This window comes from Shimia sp. NS0008-38b (assembly GCF_040370365.1).
Taxonomy (GTDB): Bacteria; Pseudomonadota; Alphaproteobacteria; order Rhodobacterales; family Rhodobacteraceae; genus Shimia.
In genome coordinates this window covers 752,987-774,107 of record NZ_BAABWQ010000003.1, presented here as the reverse complement: position 1 = coordinate 774,107, position 21,121 = coordinate 752,987, and the positions used below count along the sequence as shown (strand labels likewise).

Here is a 21,121-nt window from a genome sequence, read left to right as displayed (position 1 = left end):
TTGCGGTCGCTCAGGCTGGTCTCTGTGGCACCCCGATGCGCGACATCATTGCATCCAGCGGTGACCAATCGTCTAAATTCAAACGCACCGGCAAAGTCAGGACCTGAGCGCGCATCTCTTTGGGCAGGCGCACAGCGTCTTTTTCCGTTGTGACAAGTTGGGCTCCGCGCATCTGCGCCTCGGCGGCCAGTCGTGTGAGCAACGCTGGCGGCAAGGCTTGATGATCTTGCAATGCTTCAGTGTGTACCAAATTGGCTCCAAGTGCGCGCAGCGTGTCAAAAAACTTCTCTGGGTGGCCAATGCCAGCAAAGGCCAAAAACGGTGTTTCGCGCCAGTCCATACCTGTTGGTAGGGGCTCAAGCGCGCCAGTCGCATGAGGAAGGCTGGCAATCTGAGCGCCCCAAAGAGATGTAAACACCTCCTGTGCTGCACGGTTGCCTATCGACAACACCAGATCTGCGCGCGCCAACCCGGTCGTCACAGGCTCACGCAATGGCCCCGCAGGAAGGCAACGCCCGTTGCCAAAGCCGCGCTGTGCGTCCACCACCACAATTGCAGCATCTTGCTGCACGGATGGGTTCTGAAAACCATCGTCCAGAAGGATCACCTCGGCACCGGCCTGTTCCGCAGCTGCCACGCCTTGCGCCCGGTCTTTTGACACCCATGTTGGCCCAAACGCAGCCAGCAAAAGTGGCTCATCACCGGTTTGCGCTGCACGGTGGGTGCGTTCCTCTACGCGTACTGGGCCTTTCAAGCTGCCGCCATAACCGCGTGAGACAACATGTGCTGCGACACCTTGCGTCTGCAACCGTTGCATCACCGCGATGGTCGTCGGCGTTTTTCCCGTGCCCCCTGCGTTTATGTTGCCGATACAGACGACGGGCACCCGCGCTTTGTACCCTTCAGGGGCCTTTGCGACTCGTCGTTTCGTGGCCAGCGCATAAAGCCCGCCCAAGGGCGCGAGCAGGTGCGCTTGCCAACCGGGGTGGCGCTGTGGGTTGGACCAGAAATGGGGTTCTCTCATGCAGGTACATCCCGATTGTCCAAAAGCGCGTGGGCATGCGCGATCACTTTATCAGAAACCTCCGCGCTGTCAGACACCACTTGCCAGCCCGCGTGGGCCATCACCGCGACCTGATCTGGTGCGGCCAACACCATCAAGGCTGAGGTTAAGCTGTCAGCATCTTTTACGATCCGCGCCGCGCCTACATTGGCCAGTCTGGTGTAGCTTCCAAGATAGCGTCGCACAGACGGGCCATACAGAATTGCGCTGCCAAGAGCGGCGGGCTCCAGCGGATCGCGTCCGCCTGCGCCTGACATCAACGAGGATCCCACAAAACTCACCGGCGCCACCCGATACCACAGTCCCAGTTCCTCAGAAGAATGGGCAAACAAGACTTGTGTGTCTTCCTTGGGCACATCGCCCTCGTCCCAATCGGACACCCGCCAGCCATCTTGAAGTATGGCAGCTTTCATCGCCATGGCATCGACCGGCCGATCAGGGACCACAACCAGCAGCATGCGATAGGACAGACGTAAAACCGCGCGGTATGCGTTCAAAACCACAGCCAACTCATCGGGTTGCAGGCGTGCCGCAAGCCACACGGGGCGCCCGACCAAACTTGTGCGCAGCTCTTCCAGGTCGCTGTCATTCACCGGAAGGGCCGAAGCTTCCTCCATCAAAACACCGCTTGCATGGATGTCGGCACTCTCTCCCAACAGCTTGCGCATACGGGCTGCCGCGTCATCATTTTGTGCAAATATCGATGTAAACCGCGCCAACGTCCCGCGGATCGGTTCCGGCCCCCAACGGCGGCGTTTCTGCTCGATTTTAGGGTTAAGGGTCTCGAGTAAAACCGAGGGAACATCACGCGTGCGAATTGCGTCAATCAGTGCCGGGCGTACAGCGGGGCCCAACCACAGCACCAGATCTGGCCGCCAATGGTCCAGAAAGGCGGCGATATCGATCGGGCTTTCGGTTGGGCAAGGCTGCCAAATGACATGTGCTGGCAGGCTTTGCGTCAAAGGGACATCTGCAGGTGTCGTCAGCAAGAGCCGCGCGTCCGGCCTTTGTTTTGTGAGCCGCTGCCCCAGCTTGGCCAAGGTGCGGACCCGAGAGGGCTCTGCACAATGCAGCCAAATCACTTCACCATCGGGGCGTGGGCATTCAATTGCGCCCATCTGCGACGGTTGACGGCGCGCGAAAGCGAGGTAAGCCGCAAGGCCCAGCGAGCGCGCCATCTGTGCTTATCCGAGCTCTTCGGTGGACGATGCGGCGGCACTTTCGTCCCGCAGGCGATGCAGATGCGCAATGAAGTACCGCATATGCGCGTTGTCCACCGTGCGCTGGGCTTCGGCTTTCCAAGCGTTGTAGGCGCTATCGTAGTCTGGGAAAATGCCAACGACGTGAAGGTCATCCACATCTTTGAACGCGGTTTTGGTAGGGTCGATCAATTCGCCGCCAAAGACGAGGTGCAGTCGTTGTGCCATGGGCCACTCCTATGAGGTGCTGGAATGTGGGCAACCTAAGCCGCTTGGCCGATGGCCTCAAGGGGGCGAACGACCTCCATGCGCATCAAGCCTGAGAAGCCAATGATTTGATCAGCAGAGTGGCTGCAAATCTTATTGGGCTTTGTCCGTTGGGGCCAGTGCCGCGCAAATCTTGTGCTTTAGGATTGGATTGGCGGCAACGACACCAGCGAGGCGTGGGTCTGGATTGTTGAACCGCAACGGCGCGCCATGTCGATCAGAGGTGGCGGCACCCGCTTCTCGTAGGATCAAGTCACCTGCCGCAACGTCCCACTCCCACGTCGGCCGCAAGGTGAGCATTGCATCAAAGCGACCCTGTGCGACCAACGCCGTGCGATATGCCAAGGATGGGCGATAGCCGCGGTCAAATTCGGGGGGGGTGTCTTTCCACAGTTCTGGGGCCATGGCGGGGCGGGCCACAAGAACCCGTGCGCCTTCCATTTCATTACGCGAAGCCGTGCCGACCCGTGCGCCATTTAGCTGCGCACCGCCGCCTTTGGCCGCGCTGTATAGCTTTTCGCGTCGCGGTAGATAGATCACAGCTGCGGTTACCACGCCTTTTTCAACAACCGCCAACGCATGCGCCCATGTGTCAGAGCCCTCGATAAAGCTGCGGGTGCCGTCAATGGGATCAATGATGAACACTTTGTCGGTCTGTTGCCGATCCGTGTTGTCCAGTGACTCCTCGCTCAGCCAGCCATAGTCTGGGCGCGCTTTGCGTAGTGTGTCTTCGAGCATCTCGTTGACCGCCAAGTCGGCTTCGGTGACCGGACCTGCGTCGTCCGGTTTGTGCCAGGTCTTGGCGCTTTGGCCGTTGTAACGAGTGGCGATGTCGCCCGCCGCTTGTGCCGCCGAAATCAAAAGCTCCAGATCAGTTTCCGGCAAGGGTCATCCCTTCTAAAAGCAACGAAGGCACGACCCGTGACAGATACCCGCGTGCATCGTTGGCCGGGATCAAGTTGCGCAACATGTCGTGCAAGTTGCCGGCAATTGTACATTCATTCACAGGGTGAGAAACAACGCCGTTTTCGATCCAGAAACCGGCAGCTCCGCGGGAATAGTCCCCAGTGTTCGGATTGATGGTGGAGCCGATGAGCGATGTGACCAAGAGCCCACGTCCCATGTCTTTAAGCAGTGCGTCGCGCGATTGACTGCCTTGGGTCAGCGCCACGTTCCAGCTGCTTGGTGATGGCGGGCCTGAGACACCACGTGCGGCATTGGCCGTGGAGGGCATGCCAAGTTTGCGCCCATTGGCCAGATCCAGTGTCCAGCCCGTCAAAACGCCATTTTCGACTATGGCGCGCCGCTGGGTTGGCAACCCTTCGGCGTCGAAGGGACGAGAGCCAGAAATGCGCGGCCGCAACGGGTCCTCAATCAACGAAAGTGCCTCGGGCAACACTTGTTGTCCCAGCTTTTCACGCAGCCAGCTTGATCCGCGTGCCACCATCGCACCATTGGACGCGGCCAGCAGATGGCCAATGAGAGAGGACGACACACGCTCGTCAAACAGCACCGGATAGGCGCCGGTTTCTGGCTTGCGCGCGTTCAGCCGCGCCACGGCCCGCTCACCTGCTGACCGGCCAATGGCCGTTGCATCGCGTAAGTCGGATTGGAAAACCCGCCCGTCACCATCATAGTCACGCTCCATCGCATCACCTGCGCCAGCAATGGCTGTGGCGTAGATCGCGCGGCTTGTGCGGGCGTAGCCGCCAGCGAATCCATTGGTCGCCGCCAAAAACACCGAAGACTGGCTGTAGGCCCCGGTGGCCGTCTGCACTTGAGTGACGCCTGCAACAGACTGCGCCGCCTCTTCGGCAGACAGAGCATCGTCCTGAAGCATGCTGGGCGCTGGTTCTGCTGTGGGGTCCGAAAGCTCCAAAGCTGCGATGTTGGGGGCTTGGGCCAGCTGCGACGCCTCTGCCAAACCGACATGTTCGTCTTCCGGCGCTTCCTTGGCCATGGCCACGGCGCGCTCAGCCATCATCGCAATGCTGTCTGGACGGGAGTCCGAAATCGACACGTTTGCTTGACGTGTTCCGATCAATACGCGCAGGCCCAGATCCATCCCTTCGGAACGCTCTGCTTGTTCAAGCTTACCTTCGCGCACCTCGATGGACACAGACGTGCCGCCTACAACCATGGCATCTGCCGCCTCAGCTCCGGCTTTACGGGCCGCATCCAACATTTGCTGTGCCAGTGACTCAGGTGACTGCGCCATATCATATGCCTCTTTTTTTGTATGCTATCAGGTAGTCGGGCCAGCGCAGTGACGCAAGCCCGCAGAAGCCCCAATCAACCCCGGCGCAACAACTGGAAGGCTGCAGAGGCCATCCATCCCGCTGCAATCGCAATGGCCAGCGACATAAGCCCATAGATCAAGGGTTGATTGCGCGACAGATCAAACAGCCAGCGTTCAAGCCCAACCTTGTTCACATTGATCACTGTCTCAAATTGCGACACCACGCGTCCTTCACGTGTCAGGAATATACGTGTGGAATAGTCGCCTTCGGTTAGGTTCGCGGGCATTTTGATCGAAGTGCGAAACAAGGTTTGTTGATCAAACTGAATCGCGTTTTCGCGCAATTGGTAAGAGCCCTCAGCGGTGCGAATGCGGATTACGGCTTCGCTGAAACTCTGGGCGTCCAGAACATCCATCGGTGCACCTACAGAGCGGATAGCGCGTGGAATAGACACCTTGTGGCGCTGGTCTTCAACGTTGGAAATCACCTCGGAGAAAGGCGCAGAGGTGGCCACGGCATAAAAGCTGGGGGCCGCATCGATTTCGACAGCATCGGTGTTGATCCAGATGCCGAATTTACGCTCTTTGCGGCGCACGGTCAGCGGACTTTGCGGGCCAGACACAGCGATCACCACTTCCAACGGTTCTGCTGCAATCGGCTCCTCGCGTTTCACCGCGCCAAAGAGCAAAATTTCGGAGCCGTCAAAATCAGCTGTGATCGCCACCTGATCTTGGCTCAGGCCAAGCACAACCTCTTCTGCCAAAACCGGTGACACCAGCAAGGACAGGCACACTGTAAGCCATTTCATGCTCAATGCCCTCCCGCCGCACCAATAGAGTAGAGTTCACTTGGCTCCAACAAAAGGTCCAACCCAAGTTTGGCACAGACCATGATCACCAAAAGCGCCAGCAGAATGCGCAGCTGTTCAGCTTTCAGATATGTGCCCAACCGCGTGCCGATCTGTGCGCCGATGACACCGCCAACCAGCAGCAGCACCGCCAAGGCGATATCCACTGTAAAGTTTGTCGTCGCATGCAAAAGCGTGGTGAACCCGGTGACAAAAATGATCTGAAACAGGGATGTGCCCACCACAACCTTGGTGGGCATGCCCAGCAGGTAGATCATCGCCGGCACCATGATAAAGCCGCCACCAACGCCCATGATGGCGGACAGAATGCCGACCAAGACACCCACCATTAAAGGAGGAATGACGGAGATATACAGTCCGGACACACGAAACCGCATCTTAAGCGGAAGACCATGTACCCAATTGTGTTTCTTGCGTTTGGGTGGGCCAGAGCTGTTGCGCGACTTGCGGATAGCATTGAGGCTTTCGACGAACATCAAAGAGCCAATTACGCCCAGGAACACCACATAACAGAGGCGCACAAGCAGATCGACCTGACCTTGGGATTTCAAATAGTTAAAGACCACAACGCCAAATGCAGCGCCAACCAGACCACCGGTCAGCAGCACGGTGCCCATCTTCAGGTCCACGGTCTTGCGCCGCAGATGCGCGAGCACACCGCTAAACGAAGACGCCACGATTTGATTGGCCTCGGTGGCCACGGCCACAGCAGGCGGGATGCCTATGAAAAACAAAAGCGGCGTCATCAAGAAGCCGCCACCAACGCCAAACATCCCAGAAAGAATTCCGACCATACCTCCCAGCCCTAGCAACAGGAAGGCGTTCACGGAGACTTCGGCAATGGGGAGGTAGATCTGCATGATTTCTGATAGCCCCACAAAGCCCCCAAAAGCAACCTGCCAGCATCGATAAAACGCTGGCAGGACAGATCATTGACTGCAAACTGGACTTATCGCCCAGCTGAGTTTCTGGCTACCGCTCCTTGATATAGGGCTCGCCGCTTGCACGCGGTGGAATGGCTTTGCCCACAAACCCGGCAAGAATCACCACGGTCAGAATGTAGGGCAGGGCGCCCAACAGCTGAACTTGGACTTTGATGCCTGAGACGTTCTCTATGATGTCTGGGCGCAATTCCAATGCTTGGAAGAGACCAAACAGCAGGCAGGCCCAAAGGGCGTAAACCGGGCGCCATTTGGCAAAGATCAAAGCCGCCAGAGCAATGAACCCACGCCCTGCGGTCATGTCTTTTACAAAGCCTGCTTGCAGCGCAGTTGACAGATAGGCCCCTGCAACTCCGCAGAGCACACCACACAGCAAAATCGCTGCATAGCGGAGCCACACAACAGACACACCAGCGGTGTCCACGGCAGCCGGGTTTTCGCCCACGGCGCGCAGCCGCAGACCAAAGCGGGTGCGAAACAGCAACCACCACGTTGCAGGAACGGTGAGCAGGGCCAGATACACAAGGATCGAGTGTCCCGAAATGAGCTCGGAGTAGAACTGCTGCAGCGGGTTTGCTTCAGCAATCAACTGGCTCAGAGGGCGGTCAACCGCAGCCGCTTCGGTTGGTCCAATGGCAAAGGGCAGCTCAATTGGGTTAAACCGCGCCGCACCTTCCAATGGGGGGGTGCGCCCGCCTTGGCGGAACCAACTTTGTGCCGCCAAAACGGTCATGCCCGCCGCAAGGAAGTTAATCGCAACACCAGAAATAAGCTGGTTGCCTCGGAAGGTGACCGACGCCAGTCCGTGGATCAACGCGAGCACCATGGCGGCGCCGATTCCGGCCAACAGACCCAACCACGCATTGCCTGAATAGAAGGCAAAAGCTGCTGAGAAAAACGCGGCTGCCAGCATTTTGCCTTCCAAACCAATATCCACAACGCCGGAACGCTCAGAATACAGGCCCGCCAAACAGGCCAAAAGCAGAGGTGTCGCCAGACGCACGGAGGTGTCCAGCACCTGAAGCAGTGTCAGAAAATCCATCAGACGTTCCTCCGGCGCAGCGCAATGAAGACTTTTTCAAGCGGTGCGCGCACCATATTGTCCAGTGCTCCGGTGAACAGGATCACCAATGCCTGAATAACCACAATCAGCTCACGTGGGATGCTCGTCCACAGCGCCAATTCAGCACCGCCCTGATATAAGAAGCCAAACAGAATGGCAGCCAGAAGCACGCCAAACGGGTGGTTGCGCCCCATCAAGGCAACAGCAATCCCGATAAAACCAGCGCCTTCGGTGCTGTTTAGGATAAGCCGTTCGCTTTCACCCATTGTGGTGTTGACCGACATCATGCCCGCCAATGCGCCAGAGATCAGCATGGCAATCACAGTGATGCGCACGGGGCTGATCCCTGCATATTTGGCGGCGGTCTCTGATTGCCCAAAGGCGCGGATTTCATAGCCAAGCCGGGTTTTCCAGATCAACATCCAAACCACAACGCAGGCCACAAGTGCCAAGAAAAATGTCACGTTGGCTGGTGCACCACGGAACATGGGTGTGTCAGCGGTGGAGAACATGTCTTGGAACGATGGCAGATGGGTGGCGCCGGGAAATTTGGCAGAGGCCGGATCCATCGCGCCAATCGGGCGCAGCCACTCCACCAACACATAGTTGAGCAGCGCCGCAGCGATGAAGTTGAACATGATCGTGGTGATGACGATGTGGCTGCCACGTTTGGCCTGCAACACAGCTGGCAGATACGCCCAAGCCGCGCCAAACAGTGCCGCGCCCACGGATGCTCCCAAGATCGCCAACGACCAATGGGGCCACGGTATGTAAAGGCACACAAGCGCCACGCCGAGCCCGCCCACCATCGCTTGGCCTTCGCCACCGATGTTGAACAGCCGCGCGTGGAAGGCGACCGAAACCGCCAAGCCGGTGAAGATAAAGTTGGTGGCGTAGTAGAGTGTATAGCCCCAACCCGCGGAACGCATGAGCGCCCCATCAATCATCAATTTCAGCGCTTCAACCGGATTTTCGCCGATCGCCAAAATCACTAACGCTGAGAAAAATGCCGCCAGAAGCAGCGAAATAATAGGGATCAGAACGATGTCAGCCCACTTAGGCATCTTATCCATCTGCGTGGACCTCCTGTTCTGTCGTGTCGTTGCCGCCGTTTCCTGCAACCGCGGATGTGTCGGTGATCCCGGCCATCAACAGGCCCAGCTCTTTTTCATTGGTGTGTTTTGGGTCACGTTCGCCAGTGATATGGCCGTCAAACATCACCACAATTCGGTCGGACAACGACATGATTTCATCAAGTTCCACCGATACCAAAAGGATAGCCTTGCCTTGATCACGCAGGCTTACGATTTGCTGGTGAATAAACTCGATAGCGCCGATGTCCACGCCGCGCGTTGGCTGACCAATCAACAACAAGTCCGGGTTGCGTTCAATTTCCCGTGCCAGAACAATTTTCTGTTGGTTGCCACCGGAGAAATTCTTGGCGGCCAACTTGGGATCCGGTGGACGCACGTCAAAACGCTGCATCTTGGCTTCGGCTTCTGAGAAGATACCTTTGTTGTCCATCAAAAGGCCGTTTTGGATTTCCGGCTCTTGGTGATAGCCAAACACGGTGTTTTCCCATGCGGCAAACTCCATGATCAGACCTTCGCGTTGACGGTCTTCCGGCACGTGACTGATCCCAGAGGCGCGCCGTGCTTGACCGTCCGCCCCATGTCCGGACAGCGGAATGACCGCGCCGTTCATCATGATTTCGCCAGTGCCCTCAGCAAAGCCACCCAGCACTTCAAGCAACTCTGATTGTCCATTGCCTGCCACACCGGCGATGCCGACAATTTCGCCCGCGCGCACGTTGAGGTCGATGCCTTTGACGCGTTCCACACCGGTGTCGTCGACAACGCGCAGCCCTTTGATGTCCAGAACGCTTGCGCCAGGCTCTGCTGCGTCTTTATCAACACGCAAAAGCACTTTGCGTCCCACCATCAGCTCGGCAAGATGTTCTGGCGAGGTCTCGTCGGTTTTGACGGTCGCCGTCATCTGACCACGGCGCATCACAGATACAGTGTTGGTGTATTCCATGATCTCGCGCAGCTTGTGGGTGATCAGGATGATGGTTTTGCCTTCTTCGCGCAGACGGTCCAAAATTCGGAACAGCTGATCTGCCTCTGAAGGTGTCAAAACCCCTGTCGGTTCATCCAGAATGAGAATCTCAGCTTTCCGGTAAAGCGCTTTCAGGATCTCCACACGTTGCTGATGGCCCACCGACAGATTTTCGATGATCTCGTCGGGGTCGACATTCAGCCCATATTCATCAGCCAAATGCTTCAGCTCGCTGCGGGCATTGCCAAGCGATGTGTTCAACATCGCGCCGTCCTCAGCGCCCAGAATGATATTTTCCAGAACTGTAAAGTTCTCGACCAGTTTAAAGTGCTGGAACACCATACCAATGCCAGCGGCAATTGCGGCCTGACTGTCAGGGATGGCAGTCCTCTCACCTTTGATGAAGATCTCGCCTGCATCCGCTTTGTAAAACCCATAGAGGATCGACATCAGCGTGGATTTGCCCGCGCCGTTTTCACCGATGATCCCGTGGATGGTTCCCGGTTGTACCGAGATCGAGATATCTTTGTTGGCCTGCACAGGGCCAAAGGCTTTGGATATGCCTTTTAGTTCAATGGCTGGCGCCGTCATTCAGGCTCTCCCAGTCCTGCGAAGCCGACCATGCGCGTGGCGCGTCCATCGGCATCAAGTTCAACGAAATACTGGCCCAACTGCTCTTTGCCGTCGGCCATGCGAAACGCCACGGTCACCCGGTGGTGCCCCTTTGTTTCGCTGGTGTTTACCACCGACGCACTCGCGCCCGGGGCGTATTGGGTGAACATGCCGATATAGCTGTTCAACGCGTCCAAATCCGCAATCACGTCGGGTGCATTGGGATCGCAATAGGTGAAATCTTTCGCCATGACGTCCTTGAGCACCTCGGCGCGTTTGGTCGCGTCATTTTCCGCCCACGTGGTAAAAAATGCGATCATGGAAGATGGCATGACAAGTCCCCTTTAAGTTTTGGGGGCCGTACCGATGTGGCACGGCCCCCTAACAGAGCTCCGGGTTTAGGCCCGGAAAAGCGTTACTCCACCGGGCAGGTGTTGTCGCTCATGTAGTCATGCACAGCAAGATCACCGGAAGCGATTTGCGCCTTGGCAGCATCAACCGATGCTTTCATGTCCGCAGACACCAGCGCTGCGTTGTGCTCGTCCATGGCGTAGTCGATTCCGCCATTGGCGACACCCATCACGTTGAAACCTGTTTCCAGATCAACGCCAGCTGTCATTGCTTCATAAACCGCGTTGTCCACGCGCTTCATCATGGATGTCAGAACTTTGCCAGAGTGCAGGTGGTTCTGGTTGCTGTCCACGCCTACAGACAGAATGCCTTCGTCAGCTGCCGTTTGCAGCACACCAACACCGGTGCCGCCTGCGGCTGCGTATACTACGTCCGCACCTTGGCTGATCTGCGCTTTGGTCAGCTCAGAGCCTTTTACCGGGTCATTCCAAGCGGCAGGGGTTGTGCCGGTCATGTTCTGGATCACGGTTGCGTCTGGGTTCACAGCTTTCACGCCCTGAACGTAGCCACAAGCGAACTTACGGATCAGCGGAATGTCCATGCCACCGATGAAGCCAACTGTGCCGGACTTGGACGCCTGAGCAGCCATCATGCCAACAAGGTAGGAGCCTTCGTGCTCGTTGAACACAACAGAGCGCACGTTTGGCGCATCAACAACCATGTCGATGATTGCGAATTTTGTGTCAGGGTAATCAGGTGCAACTTCGCCCAGAACGTTCCCAAACGCAAAGCCGGTCATGACAATTGGGTTGGCGCCCGCTTCGGCAAAACGACGCAGAGCTTGCTCACGCTGAGCTTCAGACTGCAGTTCGATTTCGCGGAAAGATCCACCGGTTTCTTCGGCCCAACGTGTGGCGCCACCAAAGGCCGCCTCGTTGAAAGATTTGTCAAATTTGCCGCCAAGATCGAAGATCAGCGCTGGCTCGGCTAGGGCCGCACCTGCGGAAAGGGCTGCGGCTGCCGCGGCGCCGAGGAATTTGTGCATCAAGCTCATAAATGTCTCCCATATAGTGAGCGGGTCGGTCGTTGTTGTGCGAGTTGCCGCCCCGTCTATTTGTTCAGATCCCGCCGGACCATCGTGTAACTAAGGCGATTGATGCCGAGAGGGTCAACTGAAATTTGACCATTTGGCCAAATAAGCTGATTTCGAATCAGACCTATGCTTAGTTTAGCGCCTTTTTCATAAGGCTGGCAGCGATTTGCGTTCCGTCGGATTTTGAATAGTAGCCGGGCCGCTCGCCGCAAAATTCGTAGCCGCAGGCGTCATAGAGCGCAAGCGCAACAAGATTGTCCTGTGCGACCTCCAAAAAACACAGACTGGCCCCGCGCCGAATCGACTCGATTTCGAAATCCGCCAATAAACGTTGGCCTTTTCCGCAACCTTGGTGGTCGGGTTGCACTGCAATGGTCAACAACTCCACCTCGTCTAAGATCACCCGCCCCAACGCAAACCCCACGTCACTTGTGACCGAAAAACTTAATGGGGAGGCAAGAATGTCTGAAATTTCGGCACTGCTCCAAGGGCGGCTGTTTGGAAAAGCCGCCGCATAAATCGTCGCCATGTCGTCTGGGGTCACGGCAATATCACCGGTGCTGGATCTTTGGGCGGGGCCGCATCTGCAGGTTTGATATAAAGCGGCGCAGGGCGCGCGGGCGCGTTTTTGTACCTTTGCCCAGCCAAACGAGCGATTTGCGCCACCAAACTGTCCGCCTTTGGCGTGGCCAGTGGGACATCTTGCATGATGTTCGCCAATTCTTCCTCAGAAGCAAGATAGGGGCTGTCATCTTTGGGCCAAACATACCCTTGGCCGCGTGGTCCGGGCACCACTGGCGCAGCGGCGAACGTCAAGCCTGCCTCAATTGCGTCAAATGAGTTAACCCCAACGGCTGGTATCCCCAGCCCAAGCGCCAAACCACGGGCCGCAGAGACCGAAATACGAATGCCGGTGAAATTACCGGGACCGACACCAACGCCGATGGCATCCAGATCAGCCCAAGTTTTGCCACTCTGCGCTAAAATTTCTTCAAGCATCGGCATCAGCCGCTCTGCCTGTCCGCGTTTCATGTCTTCGACTTTATGGGCAACTATCTGGTCGCCGCAAAGCAAAGCGGCCGCGACATGCGCGGCCGATGTATCAAAGCTTAGTATCAGTGGTGTCGACATTGTCGAAGCTTATACCGCCACCGGGCGCACTTCGGTCACCTCGGGAATGTAGTGGCGCAGCAGGTTCTCAATGCCCATCTTCAGGGTCAAAGTAGATGAGGGGCACCCAGCACAGGCACCTTGCATGTGCAAATACACCACGCCGCGATCAAACCCGTGGAAGGTGATGTCGCCACCGTCCTGCGCCACAGCTGGGCGCACGCGCGTGTCCAAAAGCTCTTTGATCTGTCCAACAATCTCGCCATCTTCACCGGTGTGCTCTGCATGCCCAGACGGCGCCATTGCCTCACCCGCCATCACAGGTTGACCGGACTGATAGTGCTCCATGATCGCGCCAAGAATCGAAGGTTTGATGTGATCCCACTCAATGCCTTCAGCCTTGGTCACCGTCACAAAGTCATTGCCAAAAAACACACCAGCCACGCCGTTTACCGCAAAAATCCGTGTCGCCAGCGGAGAAGCAGATGCACCTTCAGCTGTCGGAAAATCCGCAGTACCGGCTTCCAGCACCGTTTGGCCGGGCAGGAACTTCAGCGTTGCGGGGTTCGGGGTGGATTCCGTTTGAATGAACATTGGCAGACCTTTCCTATCAGGAATTGATATGCGCCTGCCTTGAAGATTAGTCAAGGTTTAGATTAATTCTAAACTGCGACCCTCAGGTCACCGCCTCAAGCTGTTCCTTGGTGAGGTCACCAGGCACCACGGTCATCGGCACCGGAAGGCTGCCGGAATTGCGCGACAGCTGCGACACCAACGGGCCGGGTCCTTTGCGATCGTTGTCTGCACCAAGGACCAATACGCCAATTTCAGCATCTTCTTGGATCTCAGCCAAAATCTCGGAAACCGGCTCTCCCTCGCGGATTTTCAGTTCGGGATCAACGTTTTGACGATCTCGCATCCATTTGGCGAACACTTCATAGTGCACTTCGATGCGCTCACGTGCTTCTTCACGCATTAAGTCACTTACACCAATCCAGTGGTTGAACTCTTCCGGTGGGATCACCGACAGAATTTTAACGCCGCCACCAGTGCGCGCCGCCCGCATTGCGGCAAACCGCATGGCATTCAGACACTCTCTGCTGTCATCCAGCACCACAAGAAACTTGCGCATTCATGCACTCCCTTTCGCGAGATCATGCCGTGTCGCCACGGTCGGCGCAACCACTGTTGTGATGATCATCGATGCTGATGATGGCACTTACGCTTCTTTGAGATGAAAAATCCCGGAGGAGCCGCACAGTGCGCAGCGTCCAATGGCGGCCGCCGCTGAACCTCAGCTTGCGACGCGTGACGCTGCCCAATCCCAATACATCTCACGCACCCGTCGGGTGATCGGCCCCATTTGATACTGGCGGTCATCAAAGGCACTTACCGATGTGACCTTGTTCATATTGCCGGACATGAACACCTCATCCGCAGCTTCAAAATCAGCATAGGACAGCACTGTTTCTTGCACTGTGATCCCATCTGCGCGCAGGTTCTTGATGTGACGTGCGCGGGTGATACCGGCTAGGAAAGTGCCATTGGGCACGGGGGTGAACACCTCACCGTCGCGGACCATAAAAATGTTGGCGGTTGCGGTTTCGGCCACATTGCCCATGGCGTCACAGGTGAGGGTGTTGGAAAATCCTTTGCTGCGCGCCTCCCGCAACATGCGGGCGTTGTTGGGATACAGGCAGCCTGCTTTGGCATTCACCACCGAGCTTTCCAAAACGGGGCGGCGAAACTGGGTTCGGGTTAATGTCGCAGCTGCCTCTGGCGGTGCCATCGGAATCTCTTCAAGGCAAATCGCAAACCCCGTGGTCTCTGGGCTTGGGATAATGGCAGTTGGATCACCGTCTATGCCCCAATACATCGGGCGAATGTACACCGCCGCGCCGGGGGCATAGGATTTCAATCCCTCTTTCACAATCTCCACCATCTGATCCGCACCCATCGTGGGCGTCAGCATCAAAGCTTCTGCTGAGCGATTGGTGCGTGCGCAGTGTTTGTCCAAATCAGGTGTCAGCCCATTTACAAACCGCGCGCCATCAAACACGCCAGACCCCAACCAAGTGCCATGATCTGCCGCGCGCATCACCGGCACATCGCCTTCGTGCCAGCGGCCTTCAAAATAGGTGCGGATATTGATGCCTGTGGCCATGTGGCTGTCCCCTTGTCTTGTCCGCGGCGAGCCTAGGGGCAGCCCGCTCAGAGGTCCAGTGGGGAACGTAATTGCCATGCGCTATTTAGGCGTTCTTTGGCTCAAAACAAAACCGCCCTGCGACTTAGGTCGACAGGGCGGCTTTGATGTTCGTTTTGACTGACTTACTTCAGGCGTTGGCCATTGGCAGACACATGCCCCTGCGCGTTCACCTCAATCTTGGAGGTCAGCGTGTCGTCTCCAGCACCGGGCTGTGTGAACATAGACATCATCATCCGTGCCCCCATGGCCTGCTCTTCTGGCAAAAGCCCCATCTGTGTCAGCTTATCCATCAAGCCATTTGCGCCAGAGATTGTCAGGTCCAGCGCACCTTCAGGCCGTGGCATGCCGTCAAAGCTTTCCAAGTCTGTGTTGTCAAAAACAAAATCACCGGACCCTTCAACGCTGGCACCAGCCGCATTCAGCCGCAGGTCACGAATGGTCAGCGCATTGAGCTCGCCTGGCATTTCAGCCGTGGTTTCATCCAATGTCATCAAATCCATCAAAACGGTGCCTTTGCCGACCAAATCTACGATCAAAGTGGCGGGGTCGCGTGGCAACACTTGGCCCGGGTCAAACATGCCCCAGAGCAACTCTGAGACTTTCAAGTCTGCGAGCTTCAGGTTGAACGCAAAATCCTGCGCGTCCTCTGATGCGGCGATCGGCAGCTTAAAGCCATATCCAATCTCGCCAAAGCTCACGTCAATAGGCACTGGAATTTCTGAGCCATAGGCTTTGAAAACTAGGTCAGTCAAATCACCGTCATAGGCCAGCTTTTGGTCATCCATATCGATGTTGAAGCTGCCGGTACGGCTCTCAAAGGAGACTTCGCCCGGGGTGCCGTCTTCGACAAAATTCGCGGTCATCCGCATGGCATCAAAGGTGTAACCACCCGCCAGATTCATGCCGGGCACGAAAAGTGCCATGGGGTTGCCGGTAAGTCCGTCCGCTGGGAGGGAAGACACAACCTCAGCCGCAAGCCCATTGAGCGAGGCGACAACATCAATAGGGGCCCCGTTGTCTGGATCCACAGCATTCAGAGTCATTTCAACACTGTCTACCGTGGTTGTGCCACCGCTGGAGAGCATCTCGCCCTGAGTCAAATCATAGTTACCGGCAAAGCCGGTGAACACCACATCAAGCTCCAGGTCGGGAACCGTCTCCCCGTCGATGATCAGCTCGGTCACTTCAAAGCGGGTCTCAGCGGAGCCATAAGCATAGGTGACCGCTTCGATTGTTCCGGATGCCACAGTCGACAGATCCGAAGTCATATCCATTTTTACGGTGAAGTTTTCAGAGGGGGAGTTGGATACCATCGAAACAGGCGTGGTTTCAGGCATCGTGACCAATACGGTGCCATCTCCGTTTTCCTTAAAGGAAATCACCCCCCAGTTCATTGTGACGTTGCCGCCACTTTCCGGCAGTTCCATGTCCATGGTTAGGCCGGTCACGGTCAATGTGTCGCCGGACACAGCCTCGGTTGCTGAGACGTCATAGCCCGCGGAGGTCATGTAGGTTTTCCAATTGTCCCAGACTTCTTTGGAGGACACATCAGCCAAAGCCGCCTGCGCTCCAAAAACGGTCGCCAAAGCCGTTGTGGCGAGAATGCGGGATGAAGAAATATGCATCAGTATGTCTTCCTTTTCAAAACTGGCTTAAAGCTTCTGATGAAGGCGCGGCAGGGTCAAGGGCCAAAGACCGCCAAATTTTCCCCGTGAATGTGGACGTCTGTCGATCGGCGCTTTACTGCCTTTATGGTGAGGTGATTGGAACTGGCGCGCATGGGCAATTTTCTGCGTTTTCACGGCCCCATCGCGTGCAAAAGCGCCGTATGGCGACAGATGTCAGTCTAAATCGCCAGATGTGGCCTTGAGATGGTGCGGTGACAGTTGCTGTCGAATTGGGCAGATCATTGAAAAGAAAGTGGACCGGAAATGATTGATCTTATTCAAGAGGACAGCGGACTTTGGGTTGTCACACTCAACCGGGCTCAAAAAGCCAATTCCTTAACCGAAGCGATGTTGACGGAGTTGGCCGAAATTGCGGAATCGGCGCATCAGGCGCGCGCCGTAATTTTCACCGGAACAGGTAAAGTGTTTTCGGCAGGCGCAGATCTGGACGAAGCGCGTGCGGGTCTTGCCACCAGCGACGTTTGGGAACGACTGTCCAGCGCCATCGCTGCGCTGCCCGGTCTGACCATCGCGGCACTCAACGGCACATTGGCGGGCGGCGCCACCGGTATGGCGTTGGCCTGTGATCTGCGCATTGCCGCGCCACATGCCACATTCTTTTATCCCGTGATGAAACTTGGGTTTTTACCACAACCTTCGGACCCCGCGCGCCTGTCAGCACTGATTGGCCCTGCGCGAACCAAGCTGATGCTGATGGGGGGGCAAAAGTTCACGGCTGAAGAGGCGCTGCGCTTTGGTTTGATTGAACGCATTGTGCCTGCGCAGGATGTTGTGCACGTGGCGCGTGCCATCGCCGCGGACACGTTGGCCGCACAGCCCAAGATCGCATTGGGTATCAAGCAGCTCTGCGTTTGAACGGATGAACGTTTTATAGTGTCTGCCGGGCGTTCTCTCTGTGGCCAACTCAACTTGGCCATGTCTTGCGCCGTCACCGGCGTGTTCCCCCACCAAGAAGACCGCGCATATGCGCTTTCAAATCTCGCGACGCGGTGCACGACGCATCAGCGAAGGAGGGCGGACATCTGTTTTTCGCCCCTACGACGTTCGGATTTTGATTGAGTTGTTTGTCGGCTACGGGCAAGACGATATCCCAAACCACGATTTCAATGAGTGAACTGCGACATGGATCCGACTGACCTGATGAATGACGCTCTGGCCCAAGGCGACCGGCTTTGGGGGCTTGCCGAAGGGTGGTTGCTCAGTCCGGCCGCGTGGTCGCAATTTGCTCTGTTGATTGTTGCCTACTTGGCCGCGGTCTACGTCAGTCGCAAATTGGGGCCTGTGTTGGCACGCTGGCTGACGCCGCCCACAGATGTTGACAGCTATGTCGCCCGTGCGCGGCGGTTTGTGGCACTGTTTCTGCCCTTGTTGTTGCCGCTTCTCGCCTACGTGTTTTTAGGACTTGGTGAGAGTGTCACCCGCTCTCTCTTTGGCTCGGGCGCGGTGATCGCCTTTGGCAAGCGGGTGTTTTTGTTGCTGGCAGTGCGCATTCTGGTGAAAGAAATCGTCACCGATCCGGTCATGAAGGTGCTGGGGCGCTATGTCTTGGTGCCGGTGGCCGCGCTTTATGCGTTGGGATTGCTGGAGCCCGCGATGGGCTATTTGGATGCGACTGTTGTGCCCTTGGGCAATCTGTCGTTTTCAATTCTATTCGCCATCCGGTTTGTCGTGGTGGCGGGGGCGATTTTCTGGCTCGGACGCTGGTCCAACGATCAATCCAGCCAGTTTATTAAGAACCAAGAAGAGATGCGCCCGGCGATGCGGGAACTGATCGCCAAATCGCTGGAGATTGCGATCTTTGGCATCGCCTTTCTGCTTGTGATGAACATCATGGGCATCAGCCTCACTTCGCTTGCGGTGCTCACCGGTGTGATTGGTGTGGGTCTGGGTTTTGGGCTGCAAAAGATTGCCTCCAATTTTATCTCCGGTGTGATCCTCTTGCTGGAAGGGCAGGCGACTGTTGGCGATTACGTGGAATTGGACGGAGGCGAAGCCGGCACCATCATTAAGATGACCGCACGCGCGACCATTCTTGAGACCTATGATGGCCGCTGGATTGTGGTGCCAAACGAGGACTTTATCACCACGCGTGTGGTGAATTTTTCTGATTCCGGGTCTGCCAACCGGTATGAAGCGCCATTTTCGGTCAGCTACGACACCGACATCAACTTGGTGCCAGAGATCATTGAAGCCGCCGTGGCAAAACATCCCGGGGTTTTGACAACACCCTTTCCACCGGACTGTGAATTGCGCGGCTTTGGCGACAGTGGTGTGGATTTTGCTGTGGAATTCTGGGTCGAGGGCATTGATGACGGCAAAAACAAGTTCATGTCCGATGTGCTGTTTCTCATATGGAACGCTCTGAAGTCGGAAGGCATCGAGATCCCGTATCCGCACCGCGTGGTAGAGCTCAAAACCCCGTTGCCTCAAGCGTGACAGAGGCGCTGATCATAGGCGCTGGCCCGGCAGGATTGATGGCGGCAGATGTGCTGTCAGCGGCAGGTCATTCAGTTGTGGTCGCAGAGGCGAAGCCCTCCGTGGCGCGTAAATTTTTGATGGCAGGGAAATCCGGCCTGAACCTGACCAAAGACGAAGCCTTTGAGGCTTTCCTTGCCCACTACCAAGAGGCCGCGCCTTTTTTGCGCCCGATGCTGGAGGCATTTGGGCCCAAAGAGGTGATGACTTGGGCCGAGGGGTTGGGACAAGAAATGTTCACGGGCTCTTCCGGGCGGGTGTTCCCCAAGGTGATGAAGACCTCGCCACTGATGCGGGCTTGGCTTGCCAAACTAGACGCTCAGGGCGTGGATATTCGCACGCGTTGGCGCTGGTGTGGTGGACATTTTGATTTTGACACCCCGAACGGGGTGCAGTCGCTCACGCCGAAAGTCACCGTACTGGCCTGTGGCGGCGCAAGCTGGGCGCGCTTGGGTTCGGATGGGGCGTGGGCGGATTGGATGGAGGCCGCCATAGCGCCCTTTCAGCCTGCCAATATGGGGTTTCATGTGAACTGGTCACCGCACATGCCGCGCCATTTTGGGGCGCCGGTTAAGAACGTCAGACTGACGGCAGGAGACACATCGGTGCGCGCAGAGTTTGTGATCTCAGAGCGCGGAGTTGAAGGCGGCGGCATCTACGCCGTGTCGCGCCAGATGCGGGAAGGCCACTCTCTTGTGCTGGATCTGCTGCCGGATATGACGGAGGACCACATACGCAAACGGCTTCTGCGTCCGCGCGGGAAAATGAGCCTCGCCAATTTCTTGCGCAAGTCCTTGAAGCTTTCCGGGGAAAAGCAAGCGCTGCTGAGGGAGTTTGGCCATCCTTTTCCGGATGATATGGCCCCTCTGATCAAAGCGTTGCCTGTGCGGCATGCGGGTGCGCGTCCCGTCGATGAGGCGATCAGCACCGCCGGTGGGTTTCGCCTAAGCGGGGTCACCGAAGGCCTGATGCTGCAGGACACCGCAGGGGTCTTTGCCGCTGGAGAAATGCTGGACTGGGAGGCCCCGACAGGCGGCTACCTGCTTACCGCTTGCCTGTCGACCGGTCGCTGGGCCGGACAACATGCACAGGCATTTCTGGCGCAAGGCCAATAGGTTTGGGGCATAGATTTCCCTAAACGTTGGCGTGCTGGCCCCTCACATCTTATCAATCAACTTTCGAAACGCAGGGCGGCCTCGCGTGATTTTGATATAGTTGAGCAGGTCTTCATTGTCCGTTGGAAATTCTTCAAACTTCGCCCACGTCGCGCATTGGGTCAGCAGGATGTCCGGCACGGTCATCATGTCTCCCATCAGGTAGGTTCCCTTTTTACGCTTTAAGACGTTTGAGATGCCGCGCGTATACTCCCACATCAGGGTGTCTTTTATCTCTGGCACCCTGCGGTCCTTGGGTAAGACAAAGTTGTGGCGGCTGGCCGTCCAAAGCCCGGCTTCCACTTCGTCGAGCACCTGTTGTGTGAAACTGTCCTGATGGGCACGCTCCACCGTGCCTGCCGGATAGGTCAACGCGCCATGTTTGTCAGCGAGGTAGGTCATGATTGCGACGCTGTCGGTGATCTGGGCCGCTCCGTCGATCAACACAGGAATTTTGCCTGAGGGGTTCAGTGCGGTGACCCGTTCAGAATGTGGTTTTTCTGGTGACAACATGTAAGGCTGTCCCAATTCCTCTAGCAACCACATCACGCGAAACGCGCGGCTGGTTGGGCTTCCGACAACTTCGTACACTTATGTCCTCCCTGACTGATGCAGCAGCCTGTGCGGAAACGGCTTTGACCTCAAGTGTATTTCGGCCAAATGACGCAAGGGTGTCGTGTAGACAGGCAAAGCTCCCGCGTCTTTGCACGGCGGCACGCCGCCCCGCAAAGTC

General features: G+C 56.8%; 23 protein-coding genes. 4 read left to right on the top strand and 19 right to left on the bottom strand.

Translation table 11 applies throughout. From position 1 onward, the window contains the following. Positions 1-10: 10 nt before the first annotated feature. The 18 genes from lpxK to ABWV47_RS15890 all read right to left on the bottom strand — a co-directional run bounded on the left by lpxK (position 11) and on the right by ABWV47_RS15890 (position 16,696). Positions 11-1,024, bottom strand: a complete 1,014-nt coding sequence (gene lpxK, locus ABWV47_RS15975; protein WP_353313577.1) for a tetraacyldisaccharide 4'-kinase — start codon at positions 1,022-1,024, stop codon at positions 11-13. After that, a complete protein-coding gene (locus tag ABWV47_RS15970) occupies positions 1,021-2,241 on the bottom strand; it encodes a 3-deoxy-D-manno-octulosonic acid transferase (RefSeq protein WP_353313575.1) in 1,221 nt (406 codons plus the stop codon). Before ABWV47_RS15970 ends, lpxK begins: the two co-directional genes overlap by 4 nt. Positions 2,242-2,247: 6 nt before the next feature. Then, on the bottom strand, positions 2,248-2,490 hold the full coding sequence (locus ABWV47_RS15965; RefSeq protein ID WP_353313573.1) for a DUF4170 domain-containing protein: 243 nt from the start codon (positions 2,488-2,490) through the stop codon (positions 2,248-2,250). Between the two features lie 132 nt (positions 2,491-2,622). Continuing rightward, positions 2,623-3,414: a 3'(2'),5'-bisphosphate nucleotidase CysQ gene (locus tag ABWV47_RS15960; RefSeq protein WP_353313571.1), complete on the bottom strand. Its 792-nt coding sequence runs from the start codon at positions 3,412-3,414 to the stop codon at positions 2,623-2,625. Then, the gene (locus ABWV47_RS15955; RefSeq protein WP_353313569.1) at positions 3,401-4,747 is read right to left on the bottom strand and encodes a TldD/PmbA family protein; all 1,347 of its coding nucleotides are present in this window, start codon (positions 4,745-4,747) and stop codon (positions 3,401-3,403) included. The genes ABWV47_RS15960 and ABWV47_RS15955 overlap by 14 nt, the downstream gene beginning before the upstream one ends. A 74-nt stretch (positions 4,748-4,821) precedes the next feature. After that, entirely contained in the window at positions 4,822-5,577 is a 756-nt protein-coding gene (locus ABWV47_RS15950) for a TIGR02186 family protein (protein ID WP_353313567.1), read from the bottom strand. Between the two features lie 2 nt (positions 5,578-5,579). Then, positions 5,580-6,497: a sulfite exporter TauE/SafE family protein gene (locus ABWV47_RS15945; RefSeq protein ID WP_353313565.1), complete on the bottom strand. Its 918-nt coding sequence runs from the start codon at positions 6,495-6,497 to the stop codon at positions 5,580-5,582. Between the two features lie 112 nt (positions 6,498-6,609). Continuing rightward, positions 6,610-7,620, bottom strand: coding sequence for an ABC transporter permease (locus tag ABWV47_RS15940; protein WP_353313563.1), 1,011 nt, complete (start codon positions 7,618-7,620; stop codon positions 6,610-6,612). Then, the gene (locus ABWV47_RS15935; protein ID WP_353313561.1) at positions 7,620-8,714 is read right to left on the bottom strand and encodes an ABC transporter permease; all 1,095 of its coding nucleotides are present in this window, start codon (positions 8,712-8,714) and stop codon (positions 7,620-7,622) included. The genes ABWV47_RS15940 and ABWV47_RS15935 overlap by 1 nt, the downstream gene beginning before the upstream one ends. Next, positions 8,707-10,290 (bottom strand): ABC transporter ATP-binding protein, encoded by a 1,584-nt coding sequence (locus ABWV47_RS15930; RefSeq protein WP_353313559.1) that lies wholly within the window; start codon positions 10,288-10,290, stop codon positions 8,707-8,709. The genes ABWV47_RS15935 and ABWV47_RS15930 overlap by 8 nt, the downstream gene beginning before the upstream one ends. After that, positions 10,287-10,643: a molecular chaperone GroEL gene (locus ABWV47_RS15925; RefSeq protein ID WP_353313558.1), complete on the bottom strand. Its 357-nt coding sequence runs from the start codon at positions 10,641-10,643 to the stop codon at positions 10,287-10,289. Before ABWV47_RS15925 ends, ABWV47_RS15930 begins: the two co-directional genes overlap by 4 nt. Before the next feature lie 83 nt (positions 10,644-10,726). Beyond that, complete coding sequence (locus ABWV47_RS15920) at positions 10,727-11,716, bottom strand: BMP family lipoprotein (RefSeq protein WP_353313556.1); 990 nt, start codon at positions 11,714-11,716, stop codon at positions 10,727-10,729. Positions 11,717-11,885: 169 nt separating this feature from the next. Further along, positions 11,886-12,284 (bottom strand): GNAT family N-acetyltransferase, encoded by a 399-nt coding sequence (locus ABWV47_RS15915; RefSeq protein ID WP_353313554.1) that lies wholly within the window; start codon positions 12,282-12,284, stop codon positions 11,886-11,888. 11 nt (positions 12,285-12,295) lie between these two features. Beyond that, positions 12,296-12,886 (bottom strand): tRNA (adenosine(37)-N6)-threonylcarbamoyltransferase complex dimerization subunit type 1 TsaB, encoded by a 591-nt coding sequence (tsaB, locus tag ABWV47_RS15910; RefSeq protein WP_353313552.1) that lies wholly within the window; start codon positions 12,884-12,886, stop codon positions 12,296-12,298. A gap of 9 nt (positions 12,887-12,895) precedes the next feature. Further along, positions 12,896-13,459: a NifU family protein gene (locus ABWV47_RS15905; RefSeq protein ID WP_353313550.1), complete on the bottom strand. Its 564-nt coding sequence runs from the start codon at positions 13,457-13,459 to the stop codon at positions 12,896-12,898. An 82-nt stretch (positions 13,460-13,541) separates the two neighbouring features. Continuing rightward, positions 13,542-13,997, bottom strand: coding sequence for a universal stress protein (locus tag ABWV47_RS15900; RefSeq protein ID WP_353313548.1), 456 nt, complete (start codon positions 13,995-13,997; stop codon positions 13,542-13,544). A gap of 162 nt (positions 13,998-14,159) precedes the next feature. Further along, positions 14,160-15,029 carry a branched-chain amino acid aminotransferase gene (locus tag ABWV47_RS15895; RefSeq protein WP_353313546.1) on the bottom strand — a complete coding sequence of 290 codons (870 nt, stop codon included), beginning with the start codon at positions 15,027-15,029 and terminating at the stop codon, positions 14,160-14,162. 164 nt (positions 15,030-15,193) lie between these two features. Beyond that, on the bottom strand, positions 15,194-16,696 hold the full coding sequence (locus tag ABWV47_RS15890; RefSeq protein ID WP_353313544.1) for a DUF2125 domain-containing protein: 1,503 nt from the start codon (positions 16,694-16,696) through the stop codon (positions 15,194-15,196). A gap of 306 nt (positions 16,697-17,002) precedes the next feature. Here ABWV47_RS15890 and ABWV47_RS15885 point away from each other — a divergent pair, with 306 nt between their 5' ends. From ABWV47_RS15885 to ABWV47_RS15870, 4 genes are all read left to right on the top strand, one after another. Next, positions 17,003-17,614, top strand: coding sequence for an enoyl-CoA hydratase/isomerase family protein (locus ABWV47_RS15885; RefSeq protein WP_353313542.1), 612 nt, complete (start codon positions 17,003-17,005; stop codon positions 17,612-17,614). Between the two features lie 109 nt (positions 17,615-17,723). Beyond that, complete coding sequence (locus ABWV47_RS15880; protein WP_353313540.1) at positions 17,724-17,873, top strand: hypothetical protein; 150 nt, start codon at positions 17,724-17,726, stop codon at positions 17,871-17,873. Between the two features lie 8 nt (positions 17,874-17,881). Then, positions 17,882-19,195, top strand: coding sequence for a mechanosensitive ion channel family protein (locus tag ABWV47_RS15875; RefSeq protein ID WP_353313538.1), 1,314 nt, complete (start codon positions 17,882-17,884; stop codon positions 19,193-19,195). Next, a complete protein-coding gene (locus ABWV47_RS15870) occupies positions 19,192-20,349 on the top strand; it encodes a TIGR03862 family flavoprotein (RefSeq protein WP_353313536.1) in 1,158 nt (385 codons plus the stop codon). Before ABWV47_RS15875 ends, ABWV47_RS15870 begins: the two co-directional genes overlap by 4 nt. A 42-nt stretch (positions 20,350-20,391) precedes the next feature. Here ABWV47_RS15870 and ABWV47_RS15865 read toward each other — a convergent pair whose 3' ends face one another. Beyond that, positions 20,392-20,979: a glutathione S-transferase family protein gene (locus ABWV47_RS15865; RefSeq protein WP_353313534.1), complete on the bottom strand. Its 588-nt coding sequence runs from the start codon at positions 20,977-20,979 to the stop codon at positions 20,392-20,394. Between the last annotated feature and the right edge of the window lie 142 nt (positions 20,980-21,121).